Here is a 13,515-nt window from a genome sequence, read left to right as displayed (position 1 = left end):
TCGGCCCTCCCGCACGCCTCAACAGAACCTGGTTGGGGCGTTGGGACGGTTAGGGGTGGGACCAGAAATCGGCCGTCTACGGGGCTGGTTCAGGGGTGTTTGGGGTGCTGATGAGGGTGGCGGCGGCTCGGGCGGTGTCGGAGTCGGGGCCGGGCTGGGGGACGAAGACGGTTTGGCGGTAGTAGCGGAGTTCTTCGATGCTCTCCCTGATGTCGGCCAGGGCGCGGTGGTTGCCGGTCTTGGCCGGGGTCGCGTAGTAGACGCGCGGGTACCAGCGCCGGACGAGCTCCTTGATCGAGCTGACGTCGACGTTGCGGTAGTGCAGGTGCGCCTCGACCCGCGGCATGTCGCGGACCAGGAAGGTCCGGTCGGTGCCGACCGAGTTCCCGGCGAGGGCGGCCTTGCGCGGCTCCTTCACGTACCCGGAGATGAACTCGAGCACCTGCTGCTCCGCGTCGGCGAGCGCGATACCGTGCTCGAGCTCGGCGAGCAGGCCGGATCCGGTGTGCATGTCGCGGACGAAGTCACCCATCTGCTCCAGGGCGCCCGGTGGCGGCGCGATCACCAGGTCGATCCCGTCGCCGAGCACGTTGAGCTCATAGTCGGTGACCAGAACCGCAACCTCGATCAAGGCGTCCGCCGCCAGGTCGAGGCCGGTCATCTCGCAGTCGATCCACACCAGCCGGTCGTTCATGGGCACCAACCTTACGGCGACCCGCCGACACCAGGGCGACCGCCGGTCCCAAGCTCGGCGTGGCGCTCATCTCAGCACGCCGTACGACGGGGTGTGTACGGCGTGCTGACGACCGTGTTCAGCGGGGTGCGTGGCCGAGGTGGATGCTGCGGACGGACAGTACGGCGAGATCGGTACGGCGGCCGAGGTAATGCGGCCCGTCAGGGTCCAGGAGCTGCTGCCAAGCGGCCAGGTCGTCAGGGCTCAACCAGTCAGCGTCCGCGGGAACAAGATGCCCATGCCCGTGTCCGTGGCCCGTCTCGGACGAAGTGCCAGTGAGGCGCTCGACCCTGAAGCGGAACCCGGAGACGAGGTGCTCCAGGCGCTCCGCCGAGAGCGGAGGCGCGGTTTCGGTGAGGATGCTCCGCGTGGTCACGTCGGTCAACCCGGCCCGGGTGAGAGCGTCGGTCCACCCGTAAGGCATGGGCACAGACCCCGGCAGCGATTCGCGCATCACCTTGAACCATTGATCCTGGGCAAGGTCCAGCCGCAGCTCCAGCCCCGGCTCGCCGACCCCGAGATCCCACGGCAGACTCCGCGCCGGCAAACCACCCTCGGCCAACGCCAACCGCCCGCCCGGTGCCAACAGTGACGCCAGGGCTTCAACGGCGGCCTGCTGGTCGCCGGCGTGGTGCACCGAGGCCGACGCCCAGATGAGGTCGGCCGGCGCGTCGATTGCCTTGCGCAACGGCTCCGCCCCGTCGTCCATCGAAGCCAACTCACACCGAACCGCCCCGCCGGTGTGCTGCCTCGCCTGCTCCAGTACATCGGGATCCGCGTCGATCGCGACAACCGTCGCTCCGGCCGGCAGTGCGTCCGCCAACGCCTTGGCCATCCCACCGCCACCGCAGCCCACGTCGACAGCCACCTGATCGCCATCCCGGACCAGGCTGGTGGCAACCGTCCTGTTCCAGTCCGCCTCACCCTCCGCCGATGCCCGGAGCCGCCCAGCCTCTTCCGCCCACTCGATCTCAATCTCCACCATGCCGCCAGTCTGAGCCCACTCACGGCCAACCCCCACATGCTGTTGCCAATCCAGCAAGCCGGACCCTGGCGTCCCTACGAACAGGAGGTGGTTGCCCCAATCCCGCATGCCGCCGCGTGAACACCCGGCCGAAGACCCACTACCTCCTTAGGTACGCATTCCCGCCGCATCCGGGCAGTTACCCCGGGTCAGCCGGGAGATTTGCACGATCAACCGGGAGATCAGCGCCAGCACGGTTGCGAGCGGCCTGTCGGGGGTGCTGTCCTGTTCGGGGATCTGGGGAGGGGTGCGGGCCGGTGGAATCCGTGACGGGGACGGTGGGGCGGCCTCGGCTGGGGGCCTTGCTGGACGAGGGAGTGCAGCGGCGGCTGCTGACGGTCGTGGCGGACGCCGGCTTCGGCAAGTCCACGCTGCTCAGTTCGTGGGCCACCGACAAGCCATGCGCCTGGCACACAGTGCGAGCCGAGGACGGCTCGCTGGCCGCCATGGTGTCCGCACTGGTCACCGCCCTGCGCCGCCAGGTCCCCGCGCTCGAGACCATCCCCGCCGAACTCCAGAGCCCGCGCGGTCCGGACGCCGACGCCGAGCAGCAGACCCGAGCCCTCGCCTACGCCGCTCTTCTGGCCGACGCATTAGCCGACAACGTCGACGACGACCTGATCCTCGTCCTCGACGACCTGCACGAGCTCGACCCGGCCGCACCCGCCACCAGACTGATCGAAGGCCTGGTACGAACGGCGCCACCGAGCCTGCACCTGGTTGTGGCGTCCCGCAGTCCCATGCCGTTCGGCATCGACCGGCTCCGCGGCCGTGGTCAGGTGCTGGAGATCGACGCCACCGCTCTGGCGTTCACGGTCCCCGAAACCCTCGCCGTACTGGAGAAGGTGTTGGGCGACGGCACCGAGGACCTGGCCGAGCCACTCCAATCAGCGGTCCAAGGCTGGCCGGCGGCGGTACGCCTGGCGGTGGAAGCGCTGCGCACTGCGCCGCTGGACGACCGCGGCACCCGGTTGCGGCGGGCACTGCGGTCGGACGGCCCACTGTACGACTACCTGGCCGAGGAGGTCTTCGCCGCCGAGCCTCCCGCGGTACGGCGCTTGGTCGCAGCGGTTGCCGTACTCCCGCGATTCGGATCCGACCTCTGTCAGGCAATAGGTCTCACCGACAGCGCAGAGACCCTGCAGCAGCTCCGGATCAGAGGACTGCTGGTGTCAGCCGGTGAGGCCGACGGCTACGAGCTCAACCCGCTGGTGAAGAACTTCGCCAACGACAGACTGGCCGTGGACGAGCAGGAGATGGCTGAGCTCTCCGTCCGGGCAGGCCGATGGTTCGAGTCAGTCGGAGAGCACAGAGACGCCTTGGCCTGCTACCAAGCCGTCGATCCGGCCAAAGCGGCCCAAATGCTCGCCAAACATGGGCATGCGATGGTCAGCGGCGGTCTGGCCGAGATCGTGGTCGCTGCGGTTGCTGCACTCCCCACCGAGTTGCGTGACGCCGCCATGGATCAGCTGGAAGGCGAAGCGCGCCAAGTGCTCGGGGACTGGCAAGGCGCGGTGGACTGCTTCGATCGGATCATCGAGCCTGAAGGTGAGATCCCGGTCGCGATCGCCTGGCGCCTCGGTCTGATCCACCACCTGCGCGGTCAGACCGACATAGCGATCGCCATGTACCAGCGCGGCCGGATCGACGGGCAACAACCGACGGATGAGGCTCTGCTGCAAGCGTGGTGGGCCGGTGCGCACTGGCTGCGCGGTGAGTTCGAAGAGTGCCGCGCACTGGTCACCGCGGCTCAGGAGTCGGCCAAGGTCTCCGGCGACGACAGAGCACTGGCCATCGTGCACACAGTCTTCGCGATGCTGGCCGCAGTGGACAGTGACCCGCGCGGCAACTCTTCGCACTACCTGCGGGCTCTGGAGCACGCCGAGCGAGCCGGCGACCTCTTGCAGTCCATCCGCATCCGAGTGAACCGCTCGTCGCACCACATCGCCGAGGGCGACTACGCACCCGGTCTGAAAGAGTTGGACGTCGCCCTCGAGTTGGGCGACCGCGCCGGCTTCGCAGTGTTCCGGGCGCTGGCTCTCAACAACCGAGGCGAGGCCCTGCTCCGATTGGGTCGCTTGGACGAAGCGATCGGCGAACTGGAAGCGTCCCGAGCGCTCTACCAGGAGCTGGCCGCACTGGCACGCCAAGCCGTTGCCTATGGCCCCGTACTGGGACTCTCCGGCGCACTGGTCGCCCTGGGTTGGGTCACCCTCCACGCCGGCAACCAGACCGAGGCCGCCGCGACAGCGGAGGAAGCCGCCGCACTCTGCCGGAAGCGCCGTGACCGCGCGGGCCTGGCCGACGCACTGGAGCTGTACGCCGCCGCAGGTGGTGGTGAAGTCCTCCACGAGGTCTTGAACATTCGTAGCGAGCTAGGCGACCAACTCGGCGAGGCGCGCGCTCAGCTGATGCTTGCCCGCCGCACTGAAGGCCCGGAAGGCCGGGACCTGGCCCAGCGTGCACACCTGCAGTTCTTGGCTGCCGGCGCGACCCGGTACGCCGCGGCCGCACTCGCAGCCACCGACGAGACCGGTCCGGCTCCGGTCCGCATCGAGTGCTTGGGCGGCTTCCGCGTACTGCGCAACGGCAAGGCGGTCCAGCTGGGGGAGTGGCCGTCCAAGAAGGCCCGCGACCTGCTGAAGATCCTGGTCGCCCGCCGCTGCCGGCCGGTCGCTCGCGTGCAACTCCTGGACCTGCTCTGGCCGGACCAGGACGAGTCCGTCGCGTCGCCGCGTCTCTCGGTCGCCCTGTCGACTGTGCGGTCAGTACTCGATCCAACGAAGAAGTACCCGGCGGACCGCTTCGTCGGAGCGGACCGCGCCACCATCTGGCTCGACGGCGACCAGGCGGCCGTGGACGTGGAGCTGTTCCTGCACGACGCACGCGAGGGGCTCAACACGAGTGATCTCCGGTTGCTCCGCGCGGCCGAGGCGGCGTACTCCGGGGACTTCCTGGAAGAGGACGTGTACGCCGACTGGGCCGCCGGGATGCGTGAGGAGGCACGGGCGCTCTATGTCCGGGTGGCGCGCGTACTGGCCGAGCGGGGGCGGCGTGACCCCGATGCGGCGGCTGGATACCTGCTGCGGATCCTGCAGCGGGATCAGTACGACGAACGCGCGCATCTGGGCCTGGTGGCGGCGTTTCAGGCGAGTGGCGCGCACGGTGAGGCCCGTCGGGCGTACCGCACGTACGTGCAACGGATGGGCGAGCTGGACGTCGAACCGGCGCCCTATCCGGCCGTCCCTGCCCGGCTTTAAGGCTGTCTGAAGGTGCCGCACCAGCATCTGAGCATGGCAGCACCGGTGCACAACCCAGAGGTGGTCCGTGAGTTCGAAATAACGGGTCATTCCGGTCGCGACTACCGCACCGAACCCGGTACGCCGATCAGAGCGACTCTGGCCGGTGTGGTGGTCCAGATCGAGGCCGACCGGGTCATGGTCGAGTCGAACGCGATCTGGCACCTGTACGGCGGCCTGTCCGAGCTCGTGGTCAGCCAGGGGGAGACCGTGGAGACGGGGGACCGGCTCGGTGTGGCTGCCGGTTCACATCTGCACTACGAGGAGCGGGTAGCGCCGTACGATGCCGGTGCCCACCGCAGTCCGCAGTTCGATCTGCACACCAACGCCCGGCGCTACGGTTGAGCCGTGATCACGCCCTTCCACACGGCCCGTCTGAGCATGCTGCCGCTGCGGATCGAGTACGCCGGGGAGATGACGAACGTACTGTCCGACCCCGACCTCTACATCTTCACCGGTGGCGAACCGCCGAGTGCGGACACGCTCGAAGCCCGCTACCGCCGTCAGCTCGCCGGTCCGGCCCGGCCTGAAGAGCACTGGCTCAACTGGGTGATCCAGCACGACGACGAGCTGGTCGGCTACGTGCAAGCGACAGTTACCGACAGTACGGCGGAAATCGCCTGGGTGATCGGCACGGACTGGCAGAGCCACGGCTACGCGAAAGAGGCCGCACAGGGTCTCGTCACCTGGCTGGGTGCCCAGGGCATCGAGCGGATCATCGCCCACGTCCACCCGGACCACGCCGCCTCGGCCGCAGTCACTGCGGCCGCCGGACTCACCCGCACTGACGAGGTGGACGACGGCGAGTACCTCTGGACCACATGACAACAGGCCCGGCCGAAACGGCCGGGCCTGTCACGTCTGTGGGGTTCAGACCGGGCGAACGTTCTCCGCCTGCAGGCCCTTCGGGCCCTGGGCGACGTCGAACTCGACCTTCTGGTTCTCGTCCAGGGAGCGGAAGCCGTCCGTCGCGATCGCCGAGTAGTGCACGAACACGTCGGCGCCGCCGCCGTCCTGGGTGATGAAGCCGAAGCCCTTTTCGCCGTTGAACCACTTCACTGTTCCGCTGGCCATGATCTGCTCCTTCTGTGGGGCCTACGAGTCCGGCGGACGCCGGTCCCGGGTTGCCGCAACGAGCCCTCCCAGATCGGACCAACGGTCCTGATATGAGAAAAACGCCCAGCGGATTACAATCCGCGGGCGCTTCGAAACGAACGTGGAACTGCAAAACTGCAACCGCCGATGACCCTAGCACGGTCAGCCAACCATCAACCACTCATCGCCACGCCGCGCGTCGTACTGGTCCGGCGTACCGGGCCAACTGGCGGCGCAGCCTGACCGGCCGGCAGGCTCGGCAACGCACCCAGCGTGTTCTCGACAACTCGGGCGACTGCGGTCCAGTCCGCTTCGTCCGGCACCTCGACAACTGTGGCATCCGCGCTGCGTGGTCGTAGGTCCACAGGTCGATCGGGTGCAGTGGCAGGTCGGTCCGTCGCGCCAGGTCGCGCGCGATCGTCGACTTGCCCGCACCGGGGGCTCCACCGATCCACGCCATCGCCGGCCAGCTATCTGTCCCATCCTGCCGACACAATGGGTTCGTGACGTTCGAGACGCGGACAGCGCCGTACCGGCGGGAGTTGCTCCAGCACTGCTACCGCATGTCCGGATCGATCCAGGACGCGGAGGATCTGCTCCAGGAGACGCTCGTCCGTGCGTGGCGCGCCTTCGACCGGTACGACGAGAGTCGCGCGTCACTGCGCACGTGGCTCTACCGGATTGCCACGAACACCTGCCTGAACGAGTTGGAGAGCCGCAGCCGTCGCCCACTGCCGTCCGGGCTGGTTGCCCGCGGTGAGGATCCGCGAGCACCACTGGTCCGCGGTGAGGAAGTCCTGTGGCTGCAACCGTTCCCCACTGACCCTGCAGCGATCGTCGGTGAGCGCGGCAGTCTCCGGCTGGCGTTGATCGCAGCACTCCAGTTCCTCCCCGCCAAACAGCGTGCCGTCCTGATCCTGCGCGAAGTCCTGGACTGGTCCGCCGCCGAGATCGCGGCTCAGCTCGAGCTGACTCCGGCCGCGGTCAACAGTGCCCTGCAACGCGCCCGGGCGAAGCTGGCTGAGACCGGACTTGCCGAGGACGACGTCCTCGAACCCGACGATTCCCGCAGCGTGGCGATTGTCGACAAGTACATCGTCGCCTTCGAGAAGGCGGACGTGGCCGCATTCGCCGAGCTGCTCACCGCCGACGTCACGCTCGAGATGCCGCCGTTCTACAACTGGTACTCCGGTCGCGAAGACCACCTGTCGTTCGTGGAGGGCGTGTTCGCACGGCGGGGGACGGACTGGAGGGTGTTCCCGATCGGGGCCAACGGCCAGGCCGGGATCGCGGTCTACCGCGGCGATGGTGAGGTGCATCGGTTGCACACTCTGCACGTGTTCACCATCACCGCGGCCGGCATCAGCCACAACCGCGTCTTCCAGGACGACGCCGTCTTCGCGGCCTTCGGACTAGCCCTGACCCTCTGACCTCCGGTACGTCGCCAGGACCGTCGGGCCGACCTGATCCATCGAGACCAGCTCCAGGTGGACCGGCGTACCCGAGGCGGGGAACAACCGCTCGCCCGCGCCGAGGATCGACGGAAACGTCATCAGGCGGTACTCGTCGACCAGGCCGGAGGTCTGCAGCGCCCGTACGACGCTCAGGCTGCCGACCACGACGACGTCGCGGGACTCGCGCTCGGTCCGGACCGCGTCGGCGACCTCACCCTCGATCAGGGTCGAGTTCGCCCACGCCTCCACCTCGGTCAGCGAGTGGGAGGCGACCAGCTTGCGGATCTTGGTCATCCGCACGGAGAAATCGTCCGTCCGGCTCGGCATCCGTTGTCCGAGCAGTTCCCAGGTCGAGCGGCCGAGTACGACGGTCCCGGTGTCGAGGATCGAACCCAGCCGGAACTTGTCGCCGCCGACGAGTTCCGGTCCGAACCGCCAGGCCCAGCCGCCGCCCGGCGTACCGGCCGATCCGTCCGGGTCGGTGACGATGCCGTCGAGGCTGACGAACGAGACGACGATGACGCGGCCCATGGCTCCTGCTCCTTCGGTCAAGTGACTCATGCCGGTACATACCGACGGGCCGGTCCCGATTCATCGCTCGCACCGAACTTTTTTGGCGAGCGCTTACCGCAGAGTGTGATCTTGACCGCATTTGGGCTCCCGCCTACTGTATCCCGTATACCAAGCCTGCTTGGAAGGCGGTACATTCATGAAGGTTGCTGTTCTCGGCGCCGGGGCGATCGGCGCGTACGTCGGCGCCGCGCTGCACCGCGGTGGGACCGAGGTGCATCTGATCGCCCGCGGCGCACACCTGGACGCGATCCGCTCGAACGGTGTGAAGGTGCTCAGCCCACGCGGCGATTTCGACGCCCGCACGCCGGCTACCGACGATCCGGCCGCGGTTGGACCGGTCGACTATGTCTTTCTCGGGCTCAAGGCGAACTCGTACGCGAGCGCCGGCCCGTTGATCGCACCCCTCCTGCACGAACGCACCGTGGTCGTAGCCGCGCAGAACGGTATTCCCTGGTGGTACTTCCACGGGCTGAAGGGTCCGTACGAGGGGCGCCGGATCGAGTCCGTCGACCCGGGCGGTTCGGTGACCGAGGTGCTGTCACTCGAGCGAGCCGTGGGGTGTGTCGTCTACTGCTCGACCGAGCTCGAGGGGCCAGGTGTCGTACGCCATCTGGAAGGCACTCGCTTCTCGATCGGCGAACCGGTGGGCGGGCAGTCGGAGCGCTGCGATGCGTTCAGTACGGCGATGATCGCCGGTGGGCTGAAGTGCCCGGTCGAGGCGGACATCCGCAACGACATCTGGATCAAGCTGCTCGGCAACGCCGCCTTCAACCCGATCAGCGCGCTGGCCCGGGCCACGATGGTGGAGATCGCCACGCACCAGGGCACCCGCGCGATGGTCCGGCTGATGATGGAGGAGTCGCTGGAGATCGCCGCCGCGATCGGGTGTCATCCGGAGATCTCGGTCGACAAGCGGATCAACGGTGCCGAACGGGTCGGCGAGCACAAGACCTCGATGCTTCAGGACCTGGAGAAGGACAAGCCGCTCGAGCTCGACGTCATCCTGGCCGCGGTCGTCGAACTCGCCGACCTCACCGGCACCAAGGCCCCCACCCTGCGCGCAGTCCACGCCGTCGCCGACCTCCTAGCCACCAAGGTCGGCGCCCCTGCGACATCAGCCGCCAGCCCAGCCGCCGCGGGGTCTTGAGCCGGGTGGGTCCGGCTACAGCGACGCCGGACCCACCTGTTCCACCCACAGCGCCGCCGGACCCACCTGTTCCACCTACAGCGCCGCCGACCCACCTGTTCCAGCTAGAGCTCCAGCGGCCCCAGCGACGGGCCGGCGACGAAGTGCGCGACCGGTTCGACCAGCACCTCGAGCTCCAGGAGGACGAGCTCGTTGTGCCCCGGCCGCAGCACCGGACCCGGCACGTACAGCGTGTCTTGCGGCCCCCGGCGCGAGTACCGCCCGAGGTTGAATCCGTTCACCCAGGCAAACCCTTTGCCCCAGGCAACGGTTGATAGAAAGTGATCCACCGGCTCGTCAACCTCGAACGACGCTCGCCAGGCCGTAGGTCCAACACCGGGAGCATCAGTTGTCGGACCCATGGAGTCCCACAACCGGGGCACATCGTCCAGATCGATCAGACACGCCGACCAGTCCGTGAGCTCGACCGAACCGAGCCGGACCGGACCGATCAGCCCCTTCGGCTCACCGATCCGCCGCCCGTAGTTCACTCGCCCCTGGTCCTCGATCACGATCTCCAGCTGCCCACCCCGCGGCAGCATCAGCGCTCGGTCATGCCGCTCCCGATCAAGCACCCCGACCGGTGCTCCATCCAGAAACACGTACGCCCGGTCCCGCACCTCGCCCACACTCAGCAGCACCGGATCCTCGCCCGGCACCTCGGTCCGGAAGAGCACCAGCCGAGCGTCCAACTCGTCGAGCGTCGGCATCGTCGAATGCTCGGTCCACGAACCCCAAGGACCAGCCAGCAACCGGAGCGGCGATCCCAGCGCCGCGGAAGTCTCCGGCGCGCGCGGCCCCGACGCCGGGACAACGTCGGGGACGGGTGCGTACCGGGAGATCACCTCCCGGAAGGCGTGGAACTTCTCCGTCGGGTTCCCCGCCTCGTCCAGCGGGGCGTCATAGTCGTACGACGTGATCGTCGGCCGGTAGACGCCCTTGTCGTTGGCCCCACTCGTCAGCCCGAAGTTCGTGCCGCCGTGGAGCATGTAGATGTTGACCGACGCACCGGCCGCCAGCAACGCGTCCAACTCCGCCGCGGTTTCGGCCACGCTGGTCGTGTGGTGTGGTCCGCCCCAGTGGTCGAACCACCCGTCCCAGAACTCCATGCACATCAACGGCCCAGTGGGCTGATGCTTCCGCAACGTCGCCAGCCGCTCTGGCGCACGTGACCCGAACGACCCGGTCCGCAGTACGCCGTCCAGCCCGCCGGCCGCGAGCATCGCGTCAACGGGTTGGTCCACGGTCACCAGTGGCACCGTGATCCCGGCGTTCCGGATGATCTCGGCGACCGACTTCAGATAGGTCTGGTCGTCCCCGAACGCGCCGTACTCGTTCTCGACCTGGACCAGCAGCACCGGGCCGCCCCGATCCACCTGCAGTGGCGCGACGATCCGCAGTACGTCGAACAGATACTCCTGCACCGCGGCCATGAACCGCGGTTCGTACCGGCGGACTCCCATGTCCGGCTCCCGGAAGAGCCAGGCCGGGAGCCCGCCGTTGTCCCACTCCGCGCAAATGTACGGGCCGGGGCGGACGATCGCGTACAGGCCGGCCTCGGCCACCTCCCGCAGGAAGCGCTCGAGATCGAGCATCCCGGAGGTGTCGAAGGCACCCGGGCGCGGGCTGTGCGCGTTCCACGGCACGTACGTCTCGATGGTGTTGAGTCCCATCAGGCGGGCCTTCTCGATCCGGTCGGCCCAGCTGTCCGGGTGCACCCGGAAGTAATGCAGTGCCCCGGACAGGATCCGAAAGGGCCGACCGTCGAGAAGGAAATCAGACTCACCAACCGCGAAGTGGGTCACGGGTCAGCCGTTCACCTGGAAGCCCTGCTGGTTGCCGTAAGCAACAAGCGCGTCCTGCCAGGCCTGGAGTCCGGCGTTCAGGTCGGACTTCGACTGGTACGCCTTGCCGACGGTGTCGCCGTAGATGCTGTTCGCGTACAGCTCGTACGGCAGGTAGCTCCAGCCCTTCACGACCGAGCCGGCCGCGCTGGTGAGAACCTGGTTGATCTTCTGGCCACCGAAGTACGCACTCGTCTTGTCGACGAACGCCGGGTCCTTGAGGTCGGCCGTGGTGGCCGGGAAGCCACCGCTGGCCAGGAACGGCTTCACACCCTCGTCGTGGTTCAGCCACCGCACGAACGCCGCGGCCAGCGCCGGGTTGGCGCTCTGCTTCAGCACGGACTCGGTGCTGCCACCGTTCTCCGCGGTCGCCGGCTGGCCGTCGTACGTCGGCATCGGGGCGACTGCCCACTTACCGGCGCCGGCCTTGACCGAGGCCTCCATCACGCCGGGCATCCACGCACCGGTCGGCAGCGTCGCGATCGTGCCGTCGCCGAGCGCCTTGAACCACTCGTCGGTCCAGCCCGGGATGTTCGACACCAAGCCGCCGGTGACGAGCTGGTTCCAGGTGTTCGTCCACTTCTTGGAGCCGTCGTCCTGCAGGTTGATGGTGACGTTCTTGCCGTCGGTCTTGAACGGCTGACCGCCGGCCTGCCAGATCATGCTGGTGGTGAAGCCGGCATCACCGGAGTCGTTGGTGATCCAGGCCTTCGGGTTGGCCGCGTGCAGCTTCTTCGCGGCGGCGACGTACTCGTCCCAGGTCTTCGGCACGGCGATGCCGTACTTGTCGAAGACCTCCTTGTTGTAGAACAACGCCATCGGCCCGGAGTCCTGCGGCAGCCCGAACAGGCCACTGCCGGTGTGGACGGCGGCCCACGTCGAGGCGGTGTACGCCGACTCGTACTGGCTGAAGCCGTACTGGTTCAGGTCGACGAGCGAGCCGGGCAGCGCGAACTGGGGGAGCGCCTGGTACTCGATCTGGGCCACGTCCGGCGCACCGGAGCCGGCCTTGATCGCGTTCTGCAGCTTGGTGTAGTGGTCGTTGCCGGTCCCGGCGTTGACGTAGTTCACCTTGACGTTCGGATACTGCGCCGTGAACGCCTTCACCTGAGCTTCCGCCGACGGCGTCCAGCTCCAGTAGGTGATTGTGCCGCCCGCCTTGAGCGCGGCGTCGACGGCGTCGGGCGAACCCGTGGACGCGCTGCCGCTGCTGCCGGAGCTGCTCGAGCCGCCGCCGCACGCGGCCACGGCCGCCAGGGCGATGACTGCGGCTCCGGCAACCACCAGCTGCCGGATGCCGCGCCGATGTAGCTTCATCCTGTTCCCTTTCACTTGACACTCCCGGCGGACAGGCCTGACTGCCAGAACCGCTGAAGCAGGAGGAAGGCGACCACGAGAGGCACGATGGTCAGCAACGACCCCGTGATCACCAGGTTGTAGATGGGGCGGGCCCCGACGCCGGTCGCTTGGTTGCTCCACTGGGTGAGCCCGACCGTGAGCGGGTAGAGGTTGGGTTTGCTGAGCATGATCAGCGGGAGGAAGTAGTTGTTCCAGGTGGACACCACCGCGAACAGCAGTGTCGTGACGATGCCGGGGGCAAGCAGTCTCAAGGCCACGGTGAAGAACACCCGGACCTCACCGGCGCCGTCGATCCGGGCCGCCTCGAGCAGCTCCACCGGTATGGCGTCGGTCGCGTAGACCCACATCAGATAGAGCCCGAACGGACTCACCAGCGACGGGATGATGATCGCCCACACGGTGTTGGTCAGCCCGAGGTTCGAGAACATCAGGAACGTCGGGACCGCGAGCGCCGTCCCCGGTACGGCGACCGCGCCGAGCAGCACCGCGAACACCGCGCGCCGGCCGGCGAACTTGTACTTCGCCAGCCCGTAGCCGGCCGCGGTCGCGAGCAAGGTCGCGCCACCCGCGCCGACAACGACGTACAACAGTGTGTTGCCGAGCCAGCGCAGGAAGATGCCGTCGTTGTAGGTGAGCGTGTCCTTGATGTTGGAGAAGAACGCGAAGCTCTTCCCGAACCACAGCCCCGGGGTGGACAGCAAGTCGTCCTGCGTCTTGGTGGCGCTGATCAACAACCAGAGCAGCGGGACGAGCGTGTAGATCAGGTAGAGCACCATCACGCCGGTCAGCAACGGCGACCGCTTCGGCCGCAGCGGCGACGTCCCTGTCTTCTTCACAGTCCGCGCCGTACGCACGACCCGCGGCGTGTCCACGGTGGTGGTCATGGGGCCTCCCGGCCTGGACTGAGGAGCGCAGGGAGCGCAGCGACTGGAGCGACGAGGGAAGGCC

General features: G+C 67.9%; 13 protein-coding genes. 5 read left to right on the top strand and 8 right to left on the bottom strand.

Annotated elements, in window-relative coordinates; translation table 11 throughout:
• Window positions 1-76: 76 nt before the first annotated feature.
• Together orn and AB0E63_RS26800 are read right to left on the bottom strand one after the other, a co-directional pair.
• Window positions 77-694: an oligoribonuclease gene (gene orn / locus AB0E63_RS26805; RefSeq protein ID WP_360371820.1), complete on the bottom strand. Its 618-nt coding sequence runs from the start codon at window positions 692-694 to the stop codon at window positions 77-79.
• Window positions 695-812: 118 nt separating this feature from the next.
• The gene (locus AB0E63_RS26800; protein ID WP_360371817.1) at window positions 813-1,718 is read right to left on the bottom strand and encodes a class I SAM-dependent methyltransferase; all 906 of its coding nucleotides are present in this window, start codon (window positions 1,716-1,718) and stop codon (window positions 813-815) included.
• A gap of 296 nt (window positions 1,719-2,014) precedes the next feature.
• On the opposite strand from AB0E63_RS26800, the gene AB0E63_RS26795 reads away from it, so the two are divergent.
• The 3 genes from AB0E63_RS26795 to AB0E63_RS26785 are packed head-to-tail and all read left to right on the top strand — an operon-like array spanning window position 2,015 to window position 5,881.
• Window positions 2,015-5,017, top strand: coding sequence for a BTAD domain-containing putative transcriptional regulator (locus tag AB0E63_RS26795; RefSeq protein ID WP_360371814.1), 3,003 nt, complete (start codon window positions 2,015-2,017; stop codon window positions 5,015-5,017).
• Window positions 5,018-5,050: 33 nt separating this feature from the next.
• Window positions 5,051-5,401: a M23 family metallopeptidase gene (locus AB0E63_RS26790; protein WP_360371811.1), complete on the top strand. Its 351-nt coding sequence runs from the start codon at window positions 5,051-5,053 to the stop codon at window positions 5,399-5,401.
• A 3-nt stretch (window positions 5,402-5,404) separates the two neighbouring features.
• Window positions 5,405-5,881: a GNAT family N-acetyltransferase gene (locus AB0E63_RS26785; RefSeq protein WP_360371808.1), complete on the top strand. Its 477-nt coding sequence runs from the start codon at window positions 5,405-5,407 to the stop codon at window positions 5,879-5,881.
• Between the two features lie 45 nt (window positions 5,882-5,926).
• Here AB0E63_RS26785 and AB0E63_RS26780 read toward each other — a convergent pair whose 3' ends face one another.
• Both AB0E63_RS26780 and AB0E63_RS26775 read right to left on the bottom strand, forming a co-directional pair.
• On the bottom strand, window positions 5,927-6,130 hold the full coding sequence (locus AB0E63_RS26780; RefSeq protein ID WP_132152442.1) for a cold-shock protein: 204 nt from the start codon (window positions 6,128-6,130) through the stop codon (window positions 5,927-5,929).
• 194 nt (window positions 6,131-6,324) lie between these two features.
• On the bottom strand, window positions 6,325-6,474 hold the full coding sequence (locus tag AB0E63_RS26775; protein WP_360371804.1) for a hypothetical protein: 150 nt from the start codon (window positions 6,472-6,474) through the stop codon (window positions 6,325-6,327).
• Window positions 6,475-6,654: 180 nt separating this feature from the next.
• On the opposite strand from AB0E63_RS26775, the gene AB0E63_RS26770 reads away from it, so the two are divergent.
• Window positions 6,655-7,581: a sigma-70 family RNA polymerase sigma factor gene (locus AB0E63_RS26770; protein ID WP_360371801.1), complete on the top strand. Its 927-nt coding sequence runs from the start codon at window positions 6,655-6,657 to the stop codon at window positions 7,579-7,581.
• Here AB0E63_RS26770 and AB0E63_RS26765 read toward each other — a convergent pair.
• Window positions 7,564-8,136, bottom strand: a complete 573-nt coding sequence (locus AB0E63_RS26765; RefSeq protein ID WP_360371798.1) for a dihydrofolate reductase family protein — start codon at window positions 8,134-8,136, stop codon at window positions 7,564-7,566. The two genes, AB0E63_RS26770 and AB0E63_RS26765, sit on opposite strands and share 18 nt — an antisense overlap.
• A 178-nt stretch (window positions 8,137-8,314) precedes the next feature.
• Here AB0E63_RS26765 and AB0E63_RS26760 point away from each other — a divergent pair, with 178 nt between their 5' ends.
• Window positions 8,315-9,325 (top strand): 2-dehydropantoate 2-reductase, encoded by a 1,011-nt coding sequence (locus AB0E63_RS26760; RefSeq protein ID WP_360371795.1) that lies wholly within the window; start codon window positions 8,315-8,317, stop codon window positions 9,323-9,325.
• A gap of 104 nt (window positions 9,326-9,429) precedes the next feature.
• Here AB0E63_RS26760 and AB0E63_RS26755 read toward each other — a convergent pair whose 3' ends face one another.
• The 3 genes from AB0E63_RS26755 to AB0E63_RS26745 are packed head-to-tail and all read right to left on the bottom strand — an operon-like array spanning window position 9,430 to window position 13,451.
• A complete protein-coding gene (locus AB0E63_RS26755) occupies window positions 9,430-11,169 on the bottom strand; it encodes a beta-galactosidase (RefSeq protein ID WP_360371792.1) in 1,740 nt (579 codons plus the stop codon).
• Window positions 11,170-11,172: 3 nt separating this feature from the next.
• A complete protein-coding gene (locus AB0E63_RS26750) occupies window positions 11,173-12,525 on the bottom strand; it encodes a sugar ABC transporter substrate-binding protein (protein WP_360371789.1) in 1,353 nt (450 codons plus the stop codon).
• Window positions 12,526-12,536: 11 nt separating this feature from the next.
• Window positions 12,537-13,451 carry a carbohydrate ABC transporter permease gene (locus AB0E63_RS26745; RefSeq protein ID WP_360371786.1) on the bottom strand — a complete coding sequence of 305 codons (915 nt, stop codon included), beginning with the start codon at window positions 13,449-13,451 and terminating at the stop codon, window positions 12,537-12,539.
• Window positions 13,452-13,515: the final 64 nt, after the last annotated feature.

The sequence above is a fragment of the Kribbella sp. NPDC026596 genome (assembly GCF_040638415.1).
GTDB lineage: Bacteria > Actinomycetota > Actinomycetes > Propionibacteriales > Kribbellaceae > Kribbella.
Note: the sequence above shows the minus strand (reverse complement) of the source record. Positions and strands in the feature narration are given on the sequence as shown.

What these genes read in the sequence shown, in the direction of transcription:
- AB0E63_RS26750 (WP_360371789.1), bottom strand. Translation starts at nt 12,525, where the DNA reads ATGAAGCTACATCGGCGCGGCATCCGGCAGCTGGTGGTTGCCGGAGCC.
- AB0E63_RS26765 (WP_360371798.1), bottom strand. Translation starts at nt 8,136, where the DNA reads ATGGGCCGCGTCATCGTCGTCTCGTTCGTCAGCCTCGACGGCATCGTC.
- AB0E63_RS26760 (WP_360371795.1), top strand. Translation starts at nt 8,315, where the DNA reads ATGAAGGTTGCTGTTCTCGGCGCCGGGGCGATCGGCGCGTACGTCGGC.
- AB0E63_RS26745 (WP_360371786.1), bottom strand. Translation starts at nt 13,451, where the DNA reads ATGACCACCACCGTGGACACGCCGCGGGTCGTGCGTACGGCGCGGACT.
- AB0E63_RS26790 (WP_360371811.1), top strand. Translation starts at nt 5,051, where the DNA reads ATGGCAGCACCGGTGCACAACCCAGAGGTGGTCCGTGAGTTCGAAATA.
- orn (WP_360371820.1), bottom strand. Translation starts at nt 694, where the DNA reads ATGAACGACCGGCTGGTGTGGATCGACTGCGAGATGACCGGCCTCGAC.
- AB0E63_RS26780 (WP_132152442.1), bottom strand. Translation starts at nt 6,130, where the DNA reads ATGGCCAGCGGAACAGTGAAGTGGTTCAACGGCGAAAAGGGCTTCGGC.
- AB0E63_RS26800 (WP_360371817.1), bottom strand. Translation starts at nt 1,718, where the DNA reads ATGGTGGAGATTGAGATCGAGTGGGCGGAAGAGGCTGGGCGGCTCCGG.